Below are 21,564 nucleotides of genomic sequence, written 5' to 3'. Positions count from 1 at the left end.
CCCTTTTTCGAGCGGAACCTGCAAATTCCAACCGTTCTCTGCCCACATCATAGTCCGTTTTTATGGGTTCGTCAAGGGGATTATCAGGTTCTGCTTTTTTAAACGAAAAAATGTATGGCGCAGAAACGTTGATTTTTAGATTTTTCAAATTTTTTCAAAAAAATCCTTGACAAAAGTCATCCTTTCAGGTATTATAGTGGAGCGCTGAGGGCCACGGCCCGAAACGCTGAAAACTGAAGATGTGGAAAGATGGCTGAGTTGGTCTAAGGCGCACGACTGGAAATCGTGTAACGTGTCAAAAGCGTTCTGGGGTTCGAATCCCCATCTTTCCGCCAGAAACCCCGGAACGAATGTTCCGGGGTTTTTCTGTTGACGTAAAAAGGAGTTTCTACAATGTCTGCTGCTATTACGATTGCAATGCCGCGCATGGTGCCGAACCAGCTGCTGGCGGAGGCCCACGCAAAATATCCCGAAAGCCTTGCCCGGGCCGGGGCAGAGATGCGCTGGATCGAGCTGGACGACCCCGAAAAGGCCGTGCAGGATGCGCTGGCCTGTGACGGCCTGCTGCTGCCGGGCGGCGGCGACATCGACCCGAAATTCTACGGGCAGGAGCGCATCCCTGCCTGCGGTGAGCCCAACGTTCTGCGGGATACCGCCGAGCCGCTGCTGCTGCGCGCCTTCCTTGCCGCCGACAAGCCGGTGCTGGCCATCTGCCGGGGCATCCAGCTGATGAATGTTGCGCTGGGCGGCGATCTGTATCAGGACATCAAACCCTTTGAGCACGTCCCCCACAACGACCATTGGGGCAAGATCCACACCGTCACCGTGCGGCGGGACACCCTGCTCTCTCGCATTCTGGGGCAGGATACCGTACTGGTCAACAGCCAGCACCATCAGGCGGTGGACAAGGTCGCCCCCGGCCTTGTGCTGTCGGCCCTGAGCGAGGACGGCATCGTGGAGGGCATTGAGAAGCCGGACGCGAAGTTCTGCCTGGGCGTGCAGTGGCACCCTGAGTGGCTCAGTGCTGCCGACCCCGCCATGCAGGGGATCTTTGATGCCTTTGTGGCAGCCTGCAAATAAATTATAAAGAAATCAAAGCCAACTTGAACGATTTTTAAGCTCTGGATCGTATTCCTTATAAAGAGAACAGGAGGTTCTGCCATGAAATCTTCCAAAAAACGTTCCCGCGCCGTGGTCACGGTGGTGGCCTGCATTCTGGCGGTGTGTCTGGTGGCTGCGCTGGTCCTTTTCAGTCTGGTCAACAGCAAAGTCCGTGCCTTACAAAAGGGGGCGGCCTTTGAGTTCAGCTATAACATCACCGCACAGGACAGTGCCAGTACCCCGGCCCTGTACAATATTCTGAAACAGGTGGGTGCAACCTCCGGCGATGTGGCCGGGCTGTATTCGCCGGGGCAGCTGCAATTGTACCTTTACCCCTCCGGCGGGCTTGCCCGCGCCGAGACCGGCGGCACCGATTTTTTCACCGACCTCTATATCGATGCCAACGATACCTACTTCGATGCCGGGCGGCTCTACCGCACCCTGCGGGATTCCATCGCAGACAGCGCGCCGCTGGTGGGTGCGTTCCTGCCGGAGTGGTCTCTGCCCAACTACATCACGCAGGCCCAGCTGGCAAAGATCCTTGGCGTACCCAACACGCAGGTGGCCATGCAGGAGATGTCCGGCTATACCATGACCCTTAGCCGCCAGTGCGTCGTCCACCCCGATTATGCCAAGAAGGACTACACCTACTATCAGTTCCCGTCTGAGGGGGAGGACGCGGCTGTCCTTGTGGTGGGCCTGCCGCTGAAGTCCCTGCTCTTCGATGACACCATCCCCGTGGATGTCCATGTGGAGATCCCCGCCCACGGTGTCAACGCAGCCCTGAGCGGCACACTGAAAGCCGGTGTCAACAGCCTTTCGGCTCCCGTCAGTGTTATTTCCGACAGCGACATCGATTCCATCGTCCAGCTCCGGGAGCGTCTGGAGCAGTTTGCCGATCTCATCAACACAGCATTGAAGCGTGTGCAGTAACAAAAAAGCAGAGCCGTGCAGCGTTTGAACTGCACGGCTCTTATCTATTTCAGCGCTTATGCTCAATGTGTTCCTGGATCCATTTGCCGCCATCACCGCTGCCCACCGCACTGTTATAGACAATGCCGGTCAGCTCGCTGGTCAGGTCGGACTTCATCTTTTTGTACTCCTGCTCGGCCTGATCCGCAACGCTCTGGTCACGGCCATTGTCCCGCAGGTACTGGCGCAGCTCTTTCAGGATGGCGTTGAACTCCTTGTCACACTCGCCCTGAACACTGGTCAGCTTGGCGGTTTTGGACACCACGATGGAGACCTTCATCCCCAGATTGCGCTCCTCCACCGGGTGGGAGATGTACTCATTGTAGGCCTCGTAGATCACGCCGTAGAGCTTGGATTCCGTCTGCCTCTTCAGGTTCTGCAGCTGGCGGATGTAGCTGTCGATCCTGGCATCCACCTCATTCTCCGAAGCAGCGGAGCTGCTGGAGGCATGGCTGCTGCCGGGGGCCTGACTGCTGGCCGCATGGCTGCCGGAAGCCGCAGAGGACGCGGGCACCGAGTGTGCGGCACTGGAACCGGACACTGCGGAGCTCACGCTGTCCGCCTTGCCTGCGCTGGCGGCAGAGGAGACCTCACTGGACGAAGCTGTCTCTGAAGAGGAAATGCCAAGTTCCTCTTCCAGCTGTTCCAAAAAGGACGAAACCGGGGATTCTTCCGTCACCTCACTGCTGACGGCGCTCTCGCTGGAGGCGGCGGCGCTGGAAGGTTCCTCAGCTTCCCCGCCGGACAAAGCGGAGGACGGCACAGAGCTGGCCTGCGCCTCGGACACAGGGGTGCTTTTCCGCATCCCTGTCAGGATCAAAGCAGCTGCCACGGCCACCACAAGAACGATGGCCGCAGCCAGCTGATAAAGCTTCTTTTTCTGCATCTGGCACAAAATTCTCCCACTTCAGATTTCGTTCCCGGCCTTTTGCCGCGCAGGAACAGGTCTATCATATCATCCCCGGGGGAGAATTTCAATGGATAAATCGTGAAAAATGTCGCCTAACTGCCTTTTTATGACCGGATTTCGTCCCATTTCACAGCCTGCCGGAGACGCGGTCAGTCTTTTTTCACGGCCACAAGAACGCGGATCTTTCCGCCCGCCGCGCTGCCGTAGGCATCGTACCAGCCGATGAGGCTGTAATCCTCGGCGTTGATCTGGGAAAGGGTGGTGGCGTAATACTTGCCCTTGTACCACAGATACACCTGCATGTCATCGGCAGTCTCATAGCGGGTGGAGCCGCTCCGCACCGAGGCCGCCCCCAGCTGATCCACCGTGACCGGGAGCAGCTGAGCCATAGTGCCCACACTGCCGGAAGCAGTCTTGCGCACCGAGATGCCGCCCGCCAGCACGGGATACTTCACGCTGGTCTTATAGGTGGTCTGCTCACCGTTGACGTAGCAGACATAGTTCGCGCCGCTGCTCAGGTAATCCAGCACCGAGCTGACCACGCCCGTGGTGCTGTTGGCACCGATCTTGAGCAGATAGCTTGCCAGGCTGGCGGTGCTGCTGGTCACGCTCTCCCACAGGGTGCTGCCGATGCTGCCATCGACCAGCCCATACAGCAGGGTGCTGGTGGAGGGCATCACGCTTTCCACCGCACCGGCCACAAGGTCAGAGGCACTGGAACCGGTGGTGTTGGAGGTGGACGAGCCGGAGCCAGTGTTCGTGGTGGAGCTGGCTGCGGTGCTGATGAGGTTGGTCACATCATCCAGCACACCGTAGGTCCACAGGTCGCCGGTGGCATCGTTCAGGATGAGCCGGTCAATGGCACCGTTCTCATCCACGGTGTAGTAACGGACATCCGAGGCAGAAAGTGTCACCCCCGATAGGCGGCTGGGACTTACTGTCCCAGCCAACCCCTCCGCTGTCGTATCCAGGATCTCCACATCCGAAGCAAGGGCCGCATCGCCCAGCGCGGTGCCGTCCGCACGGATGGTGCCGCTGACCGATCGGCCGCTCAGGGTCTCCACGTTCTCCCCGTCGGCGTTGACGGTGATCTTCACCAGCCAGCCGGTGGGAAAGTTCAGGCTCTTGTCCACATTCACGGTGCGGGTCACGCCATCGGTACAGGCCACCTGCACGCTTTGGAGCACATCCGCGCCATTTTCCTCGGTCAGGCTGCGGGAGGCAGTCTGCACCACGCCATAGAACACGCTGTCGGCTTCCTCGCCGGTCAGAACGGCCACCGCCTCGTTGTTCATGCCCAACAGCAGGGTGACCACCTGCCCCACTCCGCCGCCATTGAGGGACGAGAGGACCGATGCCGCTGCCGAGGAAGCCAGCGTGTAGCTGGTGCCTGCCACTGTCACACTGGTGGGGGCGCTGGCGCTGGGTGAGACCGCCGTGATGCGGCCCGCCGCCTTGCGAGAGTAGATCCAGACCGTTCTGGCGCTGGCGCTGTAATAGTAGACATCGTAGGCGTTCAGAGTGGCATCTGTGGCCACGGTATCATTGCGGTAGACCGCCGCCGGGGCAAAGGGCAGCTGGGTGGTGCCATCGGCCACAAAGGGGCCCTCCACACTGCTGAGCAGCACTGAGGACAGGTCGATCCGGCCATCCGTCACGGTAAAGCCCAGCGTGGCGGCATAGGTCTGGTTCTCAGCGGTGCTGGCCGTCAGGGCATTATAGAAGAGCACAGCGGCATCCTCCAGGGTCAGGCCCTGCCCCTGCACGGCGCTCAAACCGGCCCGCAGGCCCAGGCTGCTGGCCTTGTTGAGCTGTGCCGCCGGGAAGCTGCCGCTCAGGGTGGTAACATCATAGCCCAGCAGCTTGAGGGCGGCGGTGCAGGCCTCTTCCAGCGTCACACCGTTATCGGGCCGGAAAGAACCGTCGGTGTAGCCGCTGAGCCATCCCTGCTGGACGGCAATGCGGATATAGGGGGCATATTCGTTTCCGCTGTCCACGTCGGTGAACAGGGTGCCGGTGTTCCCCTGCGTGGCGGCGCTCTCCCGATAGGCCGAGAATGCCACCAGCAGCTTTGCCAGCTGGCCCCGAGTCAGGGCGGTGCTCAGGGCGGAGGCCTGTTCGCTGGTCAAGCCGCCCAGCGTCACGGCAGTCTGCACCGCCGCATTGCTGGCAGCGGCATTTGCCGGCACCACCAGCATCAAGCAGGCAATGCTCACCGCCAGCAAAAGGGAAAGGATTCTTTTTTTCATGGAAGATTCTCCTTAAGATTGTGTTTCCTCTATTCCAGGCTCCCCTGCCAGGGGAGCTCCGCAAGGCGCTGGCGAAGCCAGACCGAAGCGGTGAGAGGTTTAATCATATCTCAATGCTTCAATGGGGTTCAGCCTTGCGGCGCGCTTGGCGGGCAGGTAGCCGAACAGTACACCGATGCCCACCGAGATGCCAAAGGCCACCAGCACTGAGGTCATGGAAGGGGCCACCGTCAGTTCCATATCCGACACCAGCAGCGGAAGCACCCGGTTGGCCAGAGCGCTGAACAGATAGCCCAGTGCAATGCCAAGCAGGCCGCCCAGCGCGGAGGTGGTGGCCGCCTCAGTGACGAACAGGCCCAGAATGCTGCGTTCCTTGGCACCCAGCGCCTTGCGAATGCCGATCTCCCGGGTGCGCTCGGTGACGGACACCATCATAATGTTCATAATGCCGATGCCGCCCACCAGCAGGGAGATGGCTGCAATGGCGGTCAGGATCGCCACCACCATGTTGATCATGCTGGTCATGGTCTCCAGCATCTCGCTCAGGCTGGTGATGAAATAGCCGTCCTCCGCGTGGAGGATGGATTCGATCCCTACTACCAGAAGATTCTTGCCCTCATCGGCAAGTTCATCGCTCACCAGAACCACGCCGTAGGAGCTGGCGCTGGTCTTGCTGATGCGCTGGGCGGTGGTATAGGGCACAAAGATCATGTCATCGTCGGTGCCCTCCTGATCGGTCGTACTGCTGACATTGGCTTCCAGCACGCCCACGATGGTAAATCTCTCACTGCCGATCTTGATGGTCTGGCCGATGGCGTTGCCGCCGTATGCCGCACGGGCAATGTAATCGCCCACCACGCAGACCTTTTTATTGTCCGTGATGTCCACATAGGTCAGGCCCCGGCCCTGAGCCAGCATGCGCCCCATCATATCCAGGTAGGTCTCATTCACGCCTTTGACGCTCGTATAGCCATAGGTGGTGGTATCCACCTTCACGGTGCTGTCCAGCGTGGTGGTGGGCGACATGCCGGTGAACACCTCCGGGTGGCTGTCCACGATATCGTACAGCTGCTGCACGGTCACAGTGCGGGAGCCGCGGCCCGTGATCTGGACGCTGAGGACATTGGTCCCCATCTCAGAAAAGCTGTCCTTGATGCTCTGGGTCATGCCGTTGCCCAAGCCCACGATGACGATAACCGCCGTGACACCGATGATGATGCCCAGCATGGTCAGAACGGTGCGGAATTTGTTGCTCCAGATATTCTTGACTGCTTCGCGGAAGGTCTCGTAGATCATGCGTCCCCCTCCTGTTCTGCCGGTTCAAAGTTCAGTGTCGGCTGAACGATGGCCTCCGGTGCCCGGGCATCGCCGTCGTAGACCACGCGGCCATCCTCCAGCCGGATGATGCGCTGGGCCTGCACGGCAATGGAGTTGTCGTGGGTGATGAGCACCACGGTGTTGCCCTGCCGGTGGAGCTGCTGCAGCATTCCCAGCACCTCGCGGCCGGTGTGGCTGTCCAGCGCGCCGGTGGGCTCGTCGGCCAGAATGACCGCCGGGTTCCCGGCCAGCGCCCGGGCAATGGAGACGCGCTGCTGCTGGCCGCCGGAAAGCTGGCTGGGCTTGTTTTTCAGCTTATCGCCCAGCCCCACCTGCTCCAGTGCCTGGCGGGCCCGGCGGCGGCGCTCGGCGCGGGGCACGCCCGCATAGATCAGCGGCACCTCCACGTTTTCCATCAGATTCAATTTGGGCAGCAGGTTATACTGCTGGAAGATGAAGCCCAGCATCTCGTTGCGCACCTCGGCCTGCTCATTGCCGGACATGTTGCCCACCTCCCGGCCATTGAGCCGGTAGCTGCCCGCTGTGGGCACATCCAGGCAGCCGATGATGTTCATGCAGGTGGATTTACCGGAGCCGGACTGGCCCACGATGGCCACGAACTCGCCCTTTTCAATTTTCATGCTGATGTGGTCGGCGGCTTTTACCGTGGTGTCACCCATCCGGTAATATTTGCACACATCCTCAAATTCGATCAGAGCGCTCATTGCGGGCCACCTCCCGGTGCACCGCCACCGTTCGGGCCGCCGCTTCCACCACCGCCCTGACCGGGTCCGCCGACCACCATCATCTCCTCCATCTGTCCGTCAGCGCTGACAGAGGCGGTGCTGCTGGCGGTGTAGGCTACGGTGTCGCCTTCCTGCAGGCCGCTTGTTACGGCGATGTAATCATCATCGCTGGTGCCGGTGGTCACCTTGACATAGACATAGCCCTCCGGAGCGGTCATGCTGGGGTCGGCGTTGGCAGCGCTGGGGGAATCCTTGGTCACCAGCACATAATCGCCCCGCACCACAGCAGCATTTGGGATGGAAAGCGCGTTCTCGGTGCTGGCCGTCGTGATCTCGGCGGTGGCATTCATGCCGGGCAGCAGGTCACCGGTATCGTCGATGCGGATGGTGACAGGATAGGTGGTGGTGCCGCCTGCCGTGGTGCCCGCCTTGGATACGCTGGTGACCACGCCGGTAAAGGTGCGGTCAGAGATGGCATCCGCGGTGATGGTCACGCTCTGCCCCTCCTTGATGGAGAGGATCTCCAGTTCGTCCACATTCACCGTCATCTGCAGATAGCTCAGGTCGTAGATGGTGCACAGGCTGGTGCTGCCTGCTGCGGTATTGCTCACGGTGTCGCCCGCCTTGACCTCCTTGGAGATGACCGTGCCGCTGATGGGCGAGGTGATGGTATAGTTGTTCAGCTGATCCTCGGTGTCCTCCATGGACATCTGGGCACTGCGCAGGTTATCGGAGGCGTTCTGCACCTGCTTGGTCAGCTCCTTGCCGGAGATCCTGACCAGCGCGGTATCGGCGCTGACGGAGGAGCCCTCTTTCACGCAGAGGGCGGTCACGGTGCCGCCGGTGGAGGCGGTGATGGTCTGCTCGTTCTGGTAGCTGAATTTTGCCGATGCCAGTGCGCTGACCCCGTTGATGCTGGCCGTTGCGGCCTGCGTGGTGGTCAGGCTGCCGGTGTTGTTCACCGCAATGGTCACGGTGCGCACCAGCAGGTTCCCGCTGCTCAGAGCATCCGCACCGGAGACGGAGCGCACGGTGCCGGAGACGGCCTCAAAGGTGCCGTCCAGCGTGACCTGTGCGGCCTGCCCCACGGTAAAGTTCGCCGCATCCGCCGCCGGGAATTCCAGCGTCAGCAGCAAGGTGGAGGCATCCCGCACGGTGGCCACCTCCTGCCCGGCGGCGACCACATCGCCCACCGCCACCTTATAGGAGGCCAGCGTGCCGCCGATGGTGCTGCGGACGTATTGTGCATCCACGGCATCCTCGTAATTGCGCTGGGCCTGATCCAGCGAGAGCTGGGCTTTTTCCACGCTGTTGGCGGCGTTGGAGCTGTCGATGGTGTAGAGCACCGTTCCCTCTTCAATGGTGTCCCCCACCGCAAAATCGGCGGTGAGCACAGTGCCGGACACCAGCGCATTGACGGTGTAGGTGTTGGCTGCGGCAATGGTGCCGGAGCCGCTGAACACATTGGTGATATTCCGGCGCTCCACCGCGCTTTCCAGATATTCGGTATCTACGCCTGCCGGTTTTGCGCCCTTCCCGGGCAGCAGGAGCGCACCGGCCACTGCGGCTGCGCAGGCGGCAGCGGCAATGCGCTTCCAGTTGCGCCTTACAAAAGGTCTCCAGCCCTTCGGTCTTTGTTCTGCAGGCACTTCCAGCGCCAGATTGAATTCCTGGTCGCTCTGTTCCTGCGGCGTTTGTTTCTTTTTTCGCAGCATTGGTTGCCCCTCCCTGATGTTATGGCCGGGTGCAAAGCCGCACCCGCCCTTCTTCCAACAGTATAGCGGGCCTTTCTTAACATTCGCCGGAGATATTTCTTAAGACTTGCTTAAGTTCGGTGGAAAAAGTGTAAAAAGAAACCCTCCCCGTCATCGCATTGCAATGCCGCCTCCCCCGAAGGGAGAGGCTATGCAGGCTCTATCCGAGGTGCTGCATTGGCTCCCCCTTCGGGGGAGCTGGCAAAGCCGTAGGCTTTGACTGAGAGGGTTGTCTTATTCTACCGGAAACAGCAGCGTCATGGTGAACTGCTCATTCTCCTGTTCGATCTTGCAGTCTGCGTGCATCTTATCCATCATGGTCTCGATGCTGGTCAGGCCCACCTTGGTGCTTTCCACTGCCGGGGGCGCGGGCAGGACATGGTTGCGGAACACAAGGCCCGCCCTTCCCTCCTGCCGCAGGAACCGCACCTCGATGGGCCGGGCTGGGTCGGCGTACTTGATCAGGTTGGAGCCGATATTATCCAGAATGCGCCGGATGTACTGCGCCCGCACGGTCAGGAGCACATCCTCGCTGCCCAGCTCCAGCGCACAGGCAAAGCCGCGCTGCTGCAGCATCTCCACCATCTCGGCCAGCGGCTCCTCAAAGATCTGGGAGAAGCGGGCCGGGGCATCCAGCTGCACCACGGTGTCCCGGGTGACCAGCGCGTACTCGAACAGATTGTCGGACAGTTGCTTGATCTGCCGGGCCTTACCGTCGATCTTTGCCAGATATTCATCCTGCTGGGCCTCGGTCTCGTGTTTGTGGTGGCGCAGGATCTCGGTATAGAGCAGCAGGGTGGTCAGCGGGGTGCGCAGGTCGTGGGACATCTCAGTGATCAGGCTCTTGACCTTGGCGGCGGCCTGGGCCTCCTCGGCCTGCTGCTGGCGCAGGGTCAGACGCAGGCCATCCAGACTGGTGGCCAGCAGGGCCAGCTCATCGTCTCCCTGGATCGTGATGGGATGGTCAAGGTCACCGCCCTCCATGGCCTGGATCTCCCCGCTGAGCAGGAGGATATAGCGGATGATCTTCCGGCTGCTCAGGAAGAAAAACAGTGGGAAAAGGGCAAAGCTGACAAGCAGCAGGATCTCGCACCCTTTGCCGTAATAGGCATCCACGCCGTTGTAATAGAACATTGCGGTGGTCTCTTTGTCCGAAAAAGTGAGCGAGTACATCGGGAGCCAGTGCTCGGCCGAAACGGCCGGAACCGCTTCCGTCACGTTTCCCCGCCCCTCGTAGACCGGAGCGACCAGCGGATAGGAGGAATAGAGCATCCGGGAGCGGTCGTAAATGATGAACATCGTGCTGCCGTTCCGCACAGACCAGTCGTCCAGCTTGTCGATATCCCGGCTGGAAAGACCGCGCCGGTCGATATAGCTCTGCAGCTCCTGCACCTGTTTTTCCACAGCCCTCTGCTGGGTTTCCGGCTGGTCAAAATAAAGCCACAGGGCTTTATTCAGCACGACCTGCATTCCCACCAGAAACACAGCACTTGCCAGTGCTGAGAACAGGATCATCAACACCAGCTTGCCGGAAAGTCCCAGCTTTTTACGCATGATCCTTCTCCTCCCCAGGCACAAAGCGGTACCCTTTCCCCCACATGGTCTGCAGACGGGCGGGGTTCTGCGGATCTTTTTCGATCTTCATCCGCAGATTGCGGATATGTACCATCACGGTGCCGTTGGAGGTGTAGAAATAAGGTTCCTGCCACACATCCTCGTAGATCACCTGCACCGGGAAGATGCGCTGGGGGCTCTGCATGAGCAGCCGCAGGATCTTGTACTCCGTCTCGGTCAGGTCGATCTCCTCCCCGTCCACCCAGACGCGGTTGCAGTCCAGCGCCAGCCTCACGCCATGGCTGCACAGGGTCAGGTTCTCGGCCCGGGCCGGGGCCTGCCCCTTGCCCTGATAGACACAGTACCGCCGCAGCAATGCCTTGACCCGGGCGCTGAGCTCCGCAAAGGAAAAGGGCTTGGGCAGGTAATCGTCCCCGCCCGCGGTCAGGCCCAGCAGCTTATCGGACTCCTGTGATTTTGCCGTGAGGAACAGGATTGGCACTGTGGAGAGCTTGCGCAGCTCCTCGCAGACGCGCAGGCCGCTCATACCCGGCATCATAATATCCAGGATCACCAGATCGACCTCCGGGCGGAACACCTCCAGTGCCCGGGTGCCGTTTTCGGCTTCGATGATATGGTATCCCTCGCCGGAAAGCAGGATGCGCACGCCGTCCCGGATATCCGGATCGTCCTCCGCGATCAGAATGGTCTGCTCTGCCATGGTCTTCTCCCCTTTTTGTCATTCTCGGTTCTAGTATAACAGCAGTTTCCTGCATTTTCCATGAAATTTTTCTAAGGATTTCTTAAGAAAGCGCCGCTTCCGGTCAGCCCCTGCTGCGGGGACAGAAAAAAGGCATCCCCGCAAACGAGGATGCCTTTCTCAAAACGGTTTTCTACCCCAAAGCGCCCGCTCCGGCGTGGAGCCGGGCCGGGTCTCCGGCGCAGAGGCTTACATTGCAAACTGGACGGCGCAGAAGGCTGCATAGATGCAGAGCAGCAGCACGCCCTGCCAGCGGGAGAGCCTGCCCTTGAGCAGAGCGGGCACGGTCAGAAGGAGCATGACCGCGAACATCACGGGCAGATCCATGACCAGAGAGGAATTGATGCCCATGATGGTAGAGTTCTGCGGGATGCTGAAAGGCGACACCGTGATGGACATGCCGCTGACCAGCACCAGATTGAACACGTTGGCACCAATGACATTGCCCAGCGAGAGGGAGCCGTGGCCCTTTGCCAGCGAGGTGATCGCCGTGACCAGCTCAGGCAGAGAGGTGCCCAGCGCCACAAAGGTCAGGGCAATGACGGATTCCGGCACGCCCAGCGCCTGCGCGATCAGGGTGCCGTTGTCCACCAGCAGATTTGCGCCCACAGCGATCAGGGCTGCGCCGAGGACGAGCAGGCCGATCTCCTTGGCAAAGGACATTTCCTTTTCCGGCTCGTCCTCATCGTCTTCCGGGGCGGGGGCGTTTTTCATCGCCAGCACATTGCAGACCATGTAGGCCACGAACATTGCCAGCAGCACAATGCCGATGGGGCGGCTGAAGTAGCCGGTGGTGTAGGCCACGCCCGCATACAGGGCCGCTGCCACAAAGAAGAACAGCACCGGCACCCGCAGGCTCTTGGGGTCCACCTTGCCCGGGCGGACCGCAACGGTGATGGCCGCGATCAGGGCCGCGTTGCAGATGACCGAGCCAATGGCGTTGCCATAGGCGATCTCGCCGTGGCCGGTCATGGCCGAGGTGGTGGAGACCATGACCTCAGGCAGGGTGGTGCCGATGGACACCACCGTGGCACCGATGAGCAGCTCCGGCACCTTGAAGCGGCGGGCGATGCCGGTTGCACCGTCCACGAACCAGTCGCCGCCCTTGATGAGGCAGAGCAGGCCCACGATAAACAATAATACAGGGATCAGCATATAAAATCTCTCCTTTTTAATCCAAAAAGTATTATACCTGTTTCCCCTGCAAAACGCAAGCAAAATCGTGCATTTTTACCCAGCCGCTGTCCATTATCATTAAACGCACAGAGACTCAACTGAGTCGGCTGTGCGTTTTTTCTTTACTACAACCCCATAGGACGGAGGTGAGACTGACGGGAAAGTACCGCTACCTGACCTTCGAGGACAGGAAGAAGATCGAGGCGTGGCATCTGCTCGGAGATCGGCCGGTCGATATTGCGGCCCGCCTGAGCGTCCACCACACCACGATCTACAAGGAGCTCCAGCGAGGCGCGACCGGCGCGCTGGACGCCAACCAGCGCGAAGGGTACAGCGCAGAGCTCGCCGAGAGGCGGCTGCGTGAGAGCTTCAAGCGCAGAGGTAAACGAGCACCGGCCGCACAGTAGCCAAGAACACCCGGCAGCGCCGGGCCGAAGAAAGGAGAGCCCAACATGAAAACGACCACACGACCCCGACGCTGAAAATGGACGAGCTGCGCACCCCCTCCGCGCTGCTCTCTGAAGCGATCCGGCGGTCGTGTTTCTGCTTTTCAGGGACTCGACACCACTAAGATCCCCGGCTCTGGCCGGGCCAAGACGAAAGGAGACCACCATGACACACAACCCCAATGTGTACGGCTATGTAAACGGGAAACCCGTCTTTTCCCGCGACGAGTTCATCTTTGAACACCGCAAGCGCGGCCCTATTGAGGACGATGCCGAGCTCATAGCCTTCGCCGAAAAAGCAACGAGCGGCTGGCATAACGCCGGCTGGAGCCATAGCTTTATCAGCTTCTACCTCAGCGACTACGCGCTGAGCGAACCCTTTGCAAGCCTGACGCTAAGCGAGTTCGGACGCCTGAAGGAGCTCCAGCAAGAAGCACGCGAAGCCGCCAAAGCTGCGGACGACGCTCGGTTCTGGCGGCTCAAGGAGACGATCAACTGGGCCGACAACAGCGTCGAGGAAATCTACGAGGACAAAGACGGTAACACCAAGCACGTCACGGTCGTCGGCCCGCACGGCGACGCCTGCTGAGGAGGTGCGGAACATGAACGCCAAAGCCATCCGGCAGCTCGCCGACGTCACGCTGGACAAGTACCGCAGCTCGATCCCCCGCAAAGCCTTTGAGGAGTTCGTGAAGGGCATCATCGCCGGCGAGAACCGCGCGACCGCCTTCAGATACGAGGCGACCCCAATCTGCCGGGCCTCGTTCCCGTCCACGCTGGACGAGGACGGCGCCCGCTGCACCGTGGAGGTCACGGTCTACCGGCTGAACGCCGTGGCCGCCACAGCCTTCCTGCTGGACGGGCCCGAGACGCTGCTGCGGCACATCGGGCTCGACGAGCGGGACACATACACCACCAAGCACGAGATCGACGACCTTGTCACCGTCGTGCACATCACCAGAGAGGAGGCGCCAGCATGGCAGCACTGAGAGACATCGCCCGAGACTTCGCCGCGGAGATCCGCGACGGCATCGGCTGGACAATCGTGTATCGCACCGGCCGCTCGTGGAACGCCCTGACGATCTGGAGCGGCATCTGGAACGGCGAGTGGGAGACTGACGACCTCAACGACGCCATCGGGATCCTGAAGGCAGACCCGGACGCCGTCATCGTCAACGGCTACTACTGCGGCCACTTCGGTGAGGACATGACCATCGACGAGATCGCCGCCGGGATCCGCTGGCACTACGAAGGCGGCCGCAACCGCCTCGCGGACTATTGCGAAGTCACGCAAGGCCGGGATGCCCTCGAGGAGGGCCGCAAGGCTGCCGAAGCTGTCGGCCTCCCGTTCTGTGAGCGTCTGACCGACGGAGGCGACGACGAGCTGAGCCCCTACGTCTACGACGGCAGCATGACGCTCGCCGATCGTGAGAAGATGCAGCAGGCCCGCGAAGCCTTCGAGAAGCTGGCCGACGCTCTGCGGGAAATCGCCGCCAAGCTGGCCGAGGCCCTGAAGCCGGTCATCAACGCCGTGCTCTCTGCCCTCAAAAAGCTCTGGAAGGTATCGGCCAAGGCCATCGGAGTGCCACCGAAGTGGCTGCACCTCGCAGCTCACGCAAAGAAAGCCAGAACCCGGAAGAAGTACCGCAACCGCATCCGGCGCTACGTTTTCGAGGCTCTGGCTGCGGAAGGAGGTGGAGGCCCATGACAGCCAAGTGCGTCGGCTGCGGGCTCGACTGGAACGTCAGCATCTACCAGAAGATCCCCCGCACCGGCTACATCTGCCCGCACTGTGAGAGCCGGCTCCGCGCCGGCGAGACCCTGCCAAACATTCAGGCCAGCCAGAAGGCTCGGCCGCAGAGAACGAAAGGAGCAACCCCATGAAAAAGATCGCACTCAAGAACGCCGCCCGCGGCACGGCCTTCGACTATGCCGGCCAGAGCTGGATCCTGCTGGAGAATGATGACGGCCGCGCCCTCTGCCTGAGCAAGGACATCATCGAGACCCGAGCCTTTGACGAGGGCAACTGCAACAACTTCGCCGTCGCCAGCAGCAAGGAATACCTCAACGGCGCCTACCTCGACAACCTGCTCGAGGACGTGAACGGCCCCAACGCCTTCCTGACCACGGAGCTCGACCTGACCACCGACGACGGCCTGAAGGACTACGGCACCTGCACCGTCACCATCTTCCTGCTGACGGTCGACCAGTACCGGCGCAACCGCGACGTCATCCCCAACGCAGACGACTGGTGGTGGCTCTCCACAGCCTTCAGCACGAAGTCTAACGGCTACGAGTCACTCGCCCGCTACGTCAGCTCCGATGGCGCGCTGCACTGGGACGGCGCCTGCTTCGGCATCCGCGGCCTGCGCCCCGCTTGTTATCTGGACTCCGATCTCCTGATCTCCGTCGAGGACGACGAAGCCACAGACGACGTCACGCCGGAGCACGCCGGCGAGATCATCGCGGCGCTGGCCGAGCAGTTCGGCGGCACCTTCGCCACCGAGGATCAACTGACCACAGCCCTCTCGTTTATGCTCGGCACTCTGAGAGCCACCCGCGAGAAGGAGGCCCGGTATGAGTAACCTCTCCACCCTGTTCGACCGCTACAAGGCCCTCGTCGTGTTTGATACCGAGACCAGCGGCCTCGACTTCGACAACGACCAGATCATCGAGCTCGCCGCCCTGCGCGTGGAGCGCACGGCCACAGGCAGCCTGCGGATCGCCGGCAAGATGGACACCTTCATCAAGCTGCCAGAGGGCGAGGCCCTCCCGGAGAACATCGTCAGCCTGACCGGCATCACCGACGAGCGGCTCCAGACCGAGGGCGTGCAGCCGGTCAAGGCAGCCGGCCAGATCGCCAAGCTCATGCAGAACGGCCCGACCCTGATGATCGCCCACAATGCACAGTTCGACGCCTGTTTCCTCCGTGGCCTGCTCCGCGGCCAGAAGGTCGGCCGGATCGACTGGCTGGACAGCCTGACGGTCTACAAAGACCGCAGGGCCTACCCGCACAAGCTCGCCAACGCGATCATCGCCTACGACCTCACTGGCAAGGTGCAGAACAGCCACCGCGCCATCGACGACGTGCTGGCCCTGTTCGAGGTGCTGAAGGCGATGGACGACGAACGCGAGGATCTCGGCAGCTACGTCAACCTGTTCGGCTACAACCCCAAGTACGGCGTCAGCGGCCGCCGGATCGTGGGCGTCAGATATGAGCCGCAGAGCTTCAGCAAGGGCCTGACTCGCCCGGAGCAGACGCTCCCGGCCCGCGTGGCGCGGAGGTGACAGCATGAGCCCGGAGATCACGATCACGAGCGAGGAGCTGCGCGAGCGCGTCGAGGATCGCCTCGACCGCTGGATCCCTGACGACGTCTGGAACCGTGCCGAGCCCTACGCCCGCCACAAAAATGAAGTAAACCGGCAGCGGCACCCCGAGATCGACTACTACGACAACGACTACCTCGTGCTGCTGACCGCTGACACCGTCCGAGAGACCGAGTTCAGCGACCTCACTCACGCCCTCTGTGATCTGACCGTCGCACGGGCTCAGTGAAAGGAGAAACCAATGGAAACCACAAAAGAAAGGGCCGCCCGTTGCGACCGGGCGACCCATGCGAGAAGATCCAGCAGCCTGCCAGCATACGGATCCCGCACCGCAAGTATAACACGCCGGCGCCGCCGTGCCAAGAGGAAAGCCCTGAGAGCTGCCACGCTGGCCGCTGCCGTCCTTCTGCTGGGCGGCATCTCTGTGGCAATCTTCACCACCCCGGCCGGCAGCAAGCAGGAGACCAACATCCTGCCGCCGACCACCACTGTCGGCACATACATCCCGGACACCCCCGCCCCGGCCGCTGAGACCGTGGAGCCGACCGAGCCCGCCGTGCGCTACCCTCTGACCGACGCCGAGCGCGACGTCGTCGAGCGCGTGGTCATGGCCGAGGCCGGCGGGGAGTCCTTCGATGGCCAGATGCTCGTCGCTCAGTGCATCCTCAACGCAGCCGAGAAGCGCGGCGTCGAGCCCTCTGAGGCCGTCGTCCTTTATAGCTACACCAAGAGTCGGCCAGATCCCACGCAGCGTGTCAAGGACGCCGTCGCGGCCGTGTTCGACCGAGGCGAGACCGTCGTGGACGAGCCGATCCTCTACTTCTACAACCCCGCCCTCGTGACCAGCGACTTCCACGAGAGCCAGATCTTCGTCATCGAGGAAGGCGGGCACCGTTTCTTTGCAGAAAGGAGCACCAGATGAAACACCTCACCGAAATGAAGCCGGGCGAGACCCTGCACCTCCGCAGCGGCCGCGACCTCGAGCTCGAGAGCGTCACCCCTGTCACCTGCGGCGTGATGCTCACCTTCAACGTCACCGAGAGAAAGGAGCACAACAATGAGCGATAAGACCACCGCGGCCCTCGCTGCCGAGCAGGCAGACGTCGAGGCCACCACCACACAGGAACCCGAGCTGCTGCCTGCTGCCACGCTGGACGAGCTGGAGCAGGTCGACCTCGGCACCGTCGCAGAGGGCGAGCGCGCCCCGTTCCGCATCACTGACGACCGCTGTGCCGACTGGGCCATCCGCAAGATCGCCGACGAGCGCAGCGAGTACGACCGCCTGAAGGCTCTGGCCGACGAGCAGATCGCGGCCATCAACGAGAAAGTCGCCGCCGCCCGCAAGCGCATGGAGAACGGCACCTCGTACCTCATAAGCTGTCTGGCCGACTTCTTCGCCACCGTCCCCCACAAGGAGACCAAGACGACGGAGAAGTACCGGCTCCTCTCCGGCACCCTGACCTTCAAGAAGGGCACCACCAAGACCAAGCTCGACGAGGCCAAACTGGTGCCGTGGCTCAAAGCCAACGGCTACGGCGAGCTCGTGAAGGTCGAGGAGTCGACCCGCTGGGCCGACCTGAAGAAGCTGCTCAGCTACACCGGCGACATCGCAACCCTGACCGAGACCGGCGAGATCGTGGAGGGCGTCACCGTCTACGAGACCCCGGGCATCTTCACGGTCGACGTGTAAGGAGGCACCGACATGGCAGAAACCAAGAAAACCGAGGCGGCCGCTGCTGCGGCCCCTCCTGAAGCCGCCTGCCTGACGCTCCGGCAGAAGCTCGTCGAAATGCGGAAAGCCTGCCCGGAGATCGTCAAGAAGCAGCACAGCGACGGCGTCAGCTACAAGTACGCCAAGATCTACGACGTGTGGGAGAAGATCACCCCCATAATGAACGAGCTCGGCGTCGACTTCGACGTCATCAGCGAGCAGGCCACGCGCCACGCCGAGAACGGCGACCCGGTCTACTGGATCACCATGCAGACCAAGACCCGCAACGGCGACAAGCTCATGTTCCTCTACGAGGCCGACCTGACGATCCGCTGGCTGAACCTCGACAACGACGACGAGACAATCGAGGCCACCGTCCACGCCGTCGGCTGGAACGATGACCCCGCCAAGGCCAAGGGCGCGGCCCACACCTACGCCCTGAAATACTACCTTTTCGAGAAGTTCACCGTCGACCAAGGCGAGGACGACCCCGACAACAGTGACTTCGGCGCGCAGGGCAAAGGATCCGGCGCTGGAGGCCGCCAGCAGGCCACGCAGGGCCGTCAGGGGCAGAGCTCCGGCCGTCTGAGCGACGCGCAGCTCGCACGCCTCTACAAGAAGGCAGAGGCCGCGGGAATGACCAAGGAGCGCACCAACGCCCGGATCGTGGAGAAGTACAAAAAGCAGGATCCGGCCGCCCTGACTCGCCAAGAGTACGACGAGATCTGCACGTCCCTCGACAACGCGGCCGCACAGCATAACCAGCAAGGAGGAAACGCCTAATGTATAACCACACCGGCCTCCAAGGCCGTCTAACCGCCGACCCTGAGCTCAGGTACACGCAGCAGGGCACGGCGATCACCAGCTTCACCCTCGCCAGCGACACCGGCCGCAAGACCAAGGACGGCAAGAAGATCACCAACTTCATCGAGTGCGTCGCATGGCGCGCACAGGCCGAGTTCGTCTGCAAGTACCTGAGCAAGGGCCGCCTCGTCCTCGTCGAGGGCGAGCTCACGAGCCGCAGCTACGAGGACAAGGACGGAAACCGCCGCAAAGCCGTCGAGATCACGGTCGACTCCGTCCACTTCTGCGACAGCAAGAAGGACGGCGGCCAGAGCTCTGGCAGCGACTTCGCCGATCCGGGCTACTCTGAGGGCTCCGGCGACTTCACGGAGATCGAGGACAATGGCGACCTTCCATTTTAACCTGACCGCCGGACGACCGGCAGACGACCAAAAGCAGGCCACAAATGAACGACCACAGAAAGGAGGTGACGACCGTGGCATGGCTGCAAGTGCATCAGACACTCAAGGATCACCGCAAACTGTTCGACGCTGCTGACCAGCTCGAAGTCGAGCCGCCGCACATGATGGGGCTGCTCGTCTCGTTCTGGCTGTGGGCCCTCGACAACGCCCCGACCGGCAGCCTCGTCGACATCACGCCGCGCATGATCTCGCGGGCTGCTCAGTGGGACGGAGACCCCGAAAAGCTGGCGAAAACGCTGATCCGGGCGGGCTGGATCGACGAAAAAGAGGACGGGACGCTCGAGATCCACGACTGGTACGAGTACGCCGGCAAGCTGATCGACCAGCGGCAAGCCGAGAAAGAGCGCTCCCGCAGTCGCCGGGCCGCTGCTGCGGCGTCTGCCGACGCATCGCCGGACGACCCAACGCCGACCGCCGGACGACCGGCAAACAGCCGCAAGAAAGCCGGAGGCAGAGTAGACCAGAGTAGAGAAGATAAGACAAGAGAAGGTAATACACCCCCTTCCCCCTCTGACGAGGGGAGTGACAGCGGCACGAAGTCGCTCGTCGAGGCCAGATTTCTCGAGTTCTGGAAAGCCTACCCGAAAAAGACCGGCAAGCAGTACGCTCTGAAGGCGTGGAACAAGATCAAGCCCACCGCTGAGCTCCACGAGAGGATCATGCAGGCGGTCGACGCTCAGAAGCGGAGCGACCAGTGGCGCCGGGAGAACGGGCGCTACATACCGAACCCGAGCACATGGCTCAACGGCGGCTACTGGGACAATGAGGAGGTGAACGAAGGTGCAGAAAATCAGCGAGATCCTGAACAGCCCGACGGCTCCGGCCGAGACTGGGGCAAGGGCTTCAAGCCGGCCGACGACGAGTGACGCCGGTAACTGGATCTGGAGCAACGACGAGCGCCTCGCCGGCCGTCCCGGAGTCCCTGAGCCCGTCCCCTGCGAGTTCTGCGGCGCCCTGCGCTACCACAAGGGCATCCAGCTCGGCAACCGCATCCTCTGGCCTCCCTACGGAGCCGAGCGATGCACCTGCCCCGAGGCCGTGGCTGCCTATGAGAAGGCGAAGGCAGAGCGCGAAGCTGCTGAGGCCGCAGCCGCCAAGGCTGAGGAGGAGAAGAAAATGCGGGATCGCATCAAGCGCATCGTCGGCGAGTCAGGCATGGGCGACCGTTTCCTGCGGCGCACCTTCTCCACCTTCCAGCTCACCGACGACAACAAGCGAGCAGCGGCAGCCGCCCGGCGCTATGCCGAAGGCTTCGACGCCATGCTGCCGCAGCCCGGTCGTCAGGAACCCGGCCGCAACGGCCTGTTTATCGCGGGCCCGCCGGGCACCGGCAAGACCCACCTCGCCGCTGCCATCGCCAACCACCTGATCGCGCAAGGCAAGCCAGTCATCTGCATGACGATGATCGACCTGCTGGAGCGCATCAAGCGCACCTACTCCACGACCGGCGGCAGCGAGAGCGACGTCCTGAAGATCTACAAGACCGTCCCACTCCTCGTGATCGACGACATCGGCAAGGAGCCGCCGACCGAGTGGGCGATCTCCACGGTCTACAACATCATCAACGGCCGCTATGAGGCATACCTGCCGACCATAGTGACCACCAACTACGACACCGAGGCCCTGATCGACCGCATGACGCCGCGAGAAAGCCACGACAGCATGACGGCCCGGGCCACCATCGACCGGCTCATGGAAATGTGCAGGAGCATCACCCTCACCGGCCAGAGCTGGCGCTCACGATAGGAGGAACAACATGAAAAAGGTTTACATCTGCTCCCCGTGCCGCGGGGACTACGAGAACAACATCCAGCGCGCCAAGGAGTACAGCCGCGCGGCTGTGGAGAAGGGCGTCATCCCCGTCACCCCGCACATCTATCTCACGCAGTTCATGGACGACAACGTCCCCGAGGAGCGTGAGCTGGCCCTGAAGATCGGCAGCGAGCTGGTGCTCGGTTGCTCCGAGCTGTGGGCCTTCGGTATTGACCACCCTTCGGCCGGTATGGCCGCGGAGATCGAGCTCGCCAAGGCGCACGGCATCCCCGTCCGCAACGGCTTCGAGGCCATCAGCGAGCTGAAGCCCGACGAGGAGCCCGAGGACAAGCCTGACATCGGCAGCGTGACGCTGCACCTGCCCGCCTTCAGGGCGATGGCCGTCTGCAACCAGCACCTCGACCACGGCCCCATCAGCATCGAGCTGGATGGCAGCGTCATCCTCGAGCTCGCCGACCGCCTGATCTCCGATCCGGGCGTCCACATCGAGATCGGAGGCTGAA

Annotated in this window: 26 protein-coding genes and 1 tRNA gene; 19 read left to right on the top strand and 8 right to left on the bottom strand. The window is 61.9% G+C overall.

The annotated features are described in order from the left end of the window. The first annotated feature begins 243 nt into the window (after positions 1-243). The 3 genes from P0G09_RS00675 (at position 244) to P0G09_RS00665 (ending at position 2,034) form a co-directional block, all read left to right on the top strand. A tRNA-Ser gene (locus P0G09_RS00675) sits at positions 244-335 on the top strand. A 58-nt stretch (positions 336-393) separates the two neighbouring features. Then, positions 394-1,080 carry a gamma-glutamyl-gamma-aminobutyrate hydrolase family protein gene (locus tag P0G09_RS00670; protein ID WP_154276399.1) on the top strand — a complete coding sequence of 229 codons (687 nt, stop codon included), beginning with the start codon at positions 394-396 and terminating at the stop codon, positions 1,078-1,080. 81 nt (positions 1,081-1,161) lie between these two features. Then, positions 1,162-2,034, top strand: a complete 873-nt coding sequence (locus P0G09_RS00665) for a hypothetical protein (RefSeq protein WP_275251666.1) — start codon at positions 1,162-1,164, stop codon at positions 2,032-2,034. 49 nt (positions 2,035-2,083) lie between these two features. On the opposite strand, the gene P0G09_RS00660 is transcribed toward P0G09_RS00665, so the two are convergent. From P0G09_RS00660 to P0G09_RS00625, 8 genes are all read right to left on the bottom strand, one after another. Continuing rightward, the gene (locus P0G09_RS00660; protein ID WP_275251665.1) at positions 2,084-2,959 is read right to left on the bottom strand and encodes a hypothetical protein; all 876 of its coding nucleotides are present in this window, start codon (positions 2,957-2,959) and stop codon (positions 2,084-2,086) included. 173 nt (positions 2,960-3,132) lie between these two features. Continuing rightward, a complete protein-coding gene (locus P0G09_RS00655) occupies positions 3,133-5,232 on the bottom strand; it encodes an S-layer homology domain-containing protein (RefSeq protein WP_275251664.1) in 2,100 nt (699 codons plus the stop codon). 99 nt (positions 5,233-5,331) lie between these two features. Further along, complete coding sequence (locus P0G09_RS00650; protein WP_275251663.1) at positions 5,332-6,528, bottom strand: ABC transporter permease; 1,197 nt, start codon at positions 6,526-6,528, stop codon at positions 5,332-5,334. Then, positions 6,525-7,274: an ABC transporter ATP-binding protein gene (locus P0G09_RS00645; RefSeq protein ID WP_275251662.1), complete on the bottom strand. Its 750-nt coding sequence runs from the start codon at positions 7,272-7,274 to the stop codon at positions 6,525-6,527. The genes P0G09_RS00650 and P0G09_RS00645 overlap by 4 nt, the downstream gene beginning before the upstream one ends. Continuing rightward, positions 7,271-9,010, bottom strand: coding sequence for an HlyD family efflux transporter periplasmic adaptor subunit (locus P0G09_RS00640; protein ID WP_275251661.1), 1,740 nt, complete (start codon positions 9,008-9,010; stop codon positions 7,271-7,273). Before P0G09_RS00640 ends, P0G09_RS00645 begins: the two co-directional genes overlap by 4 nt. Before the next feature lie 273 nt (positions 9,011-9,283). Further along, on the bottom strand, positions 9,284-10,603 hold the full coding sequence (locus P0G09_RS00635) for a histidine kinase dimerization/phospho-acceptor domain-containing protein (RefSeq protein ID WP_275251660.1): 1,320 nt from the start codon (positions 10,601-10,603) through the stop codon (positions 9,284-9,286). Beyond that, positions 10,596-11,324, bottom strand: coding sequence for a response regulator transcription factor (locus P0G09_RS00630; protein WP_275251659.1), 729 nt, complete (start codon positions 11,322-11,324; stop codon positions 10,596-10,598). The genes P0G09_RS00635 and P0G09_RS00630 overlap by 8 nt, the downstream gene beginning before the upstream one ends. Positions 11,325-11,552: 228 nt before the next feature. Then, positions 11,553-12,518, bottom strand: coding sequence for a calcium/sodium antiporter (locus P0G09_RS00625; RefSeq protein ID WP_275251658.1), 966 nt, complete (start codon positions 12,516-12,518; stop codon positions 11,553-11,555). Positions 12,519-12,685: 167 nt separating this feature from the next. Between P0G09_RS00625 and P0G09_RS00620 the strand changes: the two genes are divergently transcribed. The 16 genes from P0G09_RS00620 (at position 12,686) to P0G09_RS00545 (ending at position 21,563) form a co-directional block, all read left to right on the top strand. After that, entirely contained in the window at positions 12,686-12,946 is a 261-nt protein-coding gene (locus P0G09_RS00620) for a helix-turn-helix domain-containing protein (protein ID WP_020989852.1), read from the top strand. 205 nt (positions 12,947-13,151) lie between these two features. Then, complete coding sequence (locus tag P0G09_RS00615) at positions 13,152-13,574, top strand: hypothetical protein (protein WP_256175059.1); 423 nt, start codon at positions 13,152-13,154, stop codon at positions 13,572-13,574. A gap of 13 nt (positions 13,575-13,587) precedes the next feature. Then, positions 13,588-13,974, top strand: a complete 387-nt coding sequence (locus tag P0G09_RS00610; RefSeq protein WP_256175061.1) for a hypothetical protein — start codon at positions 13,588-13,590, stop codon at positions 13,972-13,974. Beyond that, positions 13,962-14,693, top strand: coding sequence for a hypothetical protein (locus tag P0G09_RS00605; RefSeq protein ID WP_256175063.1), 732 nt, complete (start codon positions 13,962-13,964; stop codon positions 14,691-14,693). Before P0G09_RS00610 ends, P0G09_RS00605 begins: the two co-directional genes overlap by 13 nt. Next, a complete protein-coding gene (locus tag P0G09_RS00600; RefSeq protein ID WP_008981460.1) occupies positions 14,690-14,869 on the top strand; it encodes a hypothetical protein in 180 nt (59 codons plus the stop codon). The genes P0G09_RS00605 and P0G09_RS00600 overlap by 4 nt, the downstream gene beginning before the upstream one ends. Then, complete coding sequence (locus tag P0G09_RS00595) at positions 14,866-15,570, top strand: DUF6273 domain-containing protein (RefSeq protein ID WP_275251657.1); 705 nt, start codon at positions 14,866-14,868, stop codon at positions 15,568-15,570. Before P0G09_RS00600 ends, P0G09_RS00595 begins: the two co-directional genes overlap by 4 nt. Further along, entirely contained in the window at positions 15,563-16,273 is a 711-nt protein-coding gene (locus P0G09_RS00590; protein WP_256175067.1) for a 3'-5' exonuclease, read from the top strand. Before P0G09_RS00595 ends, P0G09_RS00590 begins: the two co-directional genes overlap by 8 nt. Before the next feature lie 4 nt (positions 16,274-16,277). Continuing rightward, complete coding sequence (locus tag P0G09_RS00585) at positions 16,278-16,541, top strand: chitinase (protein WP_118761564.1); 264 nt, start codon at positions 16,278-16,280, stop codon at positions 16,539-16,541. 195 nt (positions 16,542-16,736) lie between these two features. After that, entirely contained in the window at positions 16,737-17,234 is a 498-nt protein-coding gene (locus P0G09_RS00580) for a cell wall hydrolase (protein WP_275251656.1), read from the top strand. Beyond that, positions 17,231-17,380 (top strand): hypothetical protein, encoded by a 150-nt coding sequence (locus tag P0G09_RS00575; protein WP_008981455.1) that lies wholly within the window; start codon positions 17,231-17,233, stop codon positions 17,378-17,380. The genes P0G09_RS00580 and P0G09_RS00575 overlap by 4 nt, the downstream gene beginning before the upstream one ends. After that, the gene (locus tag P0G09_RS00570; RefSeq protein ID WP_256175069.1) at positions 17,370-18,002 is read left to right on the top strand and encodes a host-nuclease inhibitor Gam family protein; all 633 of its coding nucleotides are present in this window, start codon (positions 17,370-17,372) and stop codon (positions 18,000-18,002) included. The genes P0G09_RS00575 and P0G09_RS00570 overlap by 11 nt, the downstream gene beginning before the upstream one ends. A 12-nt stretch (positions 18,003-18,014) precedes the next feature. Then, positions 18,015-18,806, top strand: a complete 792-nt coding sequence (locus P0G09_RS00565) for an ERF family protein (RefSeq protein WP_256175071.1) — start codon at positions 18,015-18,017, stop codon at positions 18,804-18,806. Continuing rightward, positions 18,806-19,228 (top strand): single-stranded DNA-binding protein, encoded by a 423-nt coding sequence (locus P0G09_RS00560; RefSeq protein WP_223474796.1) that lies wholly within the window; start codon positions 18,806-18,808, stop codon positions 19,226-19,228. Before P0G09_RS00565 ends, P0G09_RS00560 begins: the two co-directional genes overlap by 1 nt. Positions 19,229-19,272: 44 nt before the next feature. After that, positions 19,273-20,154: a hypothetical protein gene (locus P0G09_RS00555; protein WP_256175073.1), complete on the top strand. Its 882-nt coding sequence runs from the start codon at positions 19,273-19,275 to the stop codon at positions 20,152-20,154. Next, positions 20,069-21,034 (top strand): ATP-binding protein, encoded by a 966-nt coding sequence (locus tag P0G09_RS00550; RefSeq protein ID WP_256175075.1) that lies wholly within the window; start codon positions 20,069-20,071, stop codon positions 21,032-21,034. The genes P0G09_RS00555 and P0G09_RS00550 overlap by 86 nt, the downstream gene beginning before the upstream one ends. Positions 21,035-21,044: 10 nt before the next feature. After that, complete coding sequence (locus P0G09_RS00545; RefSeq protein WP_256175077.1) at positions 21,045-21,563, top strand: DUF4406 domain-containing protein; 519 nt, start codon at positions 21,045-21,047, stop codon at positions 21,561-21,563. Position 21,564 lies beyond the last annotated feature (1 nt).

It is taken from the genome of Faecalibacterium sp. DFI.5.82, from assembly GCF_029076575.1.
Lineage (GTDB): Bacteria > Bacillota > Clostridia > Oscillospirales > Ruminococcaceae > Faecalibacterium > Faecalibacterium duncaniae.
Note: the sequence above shows the minus strand (reverse complement) of the source record. Positions and strands in the feature narration are given on the sequence as shown.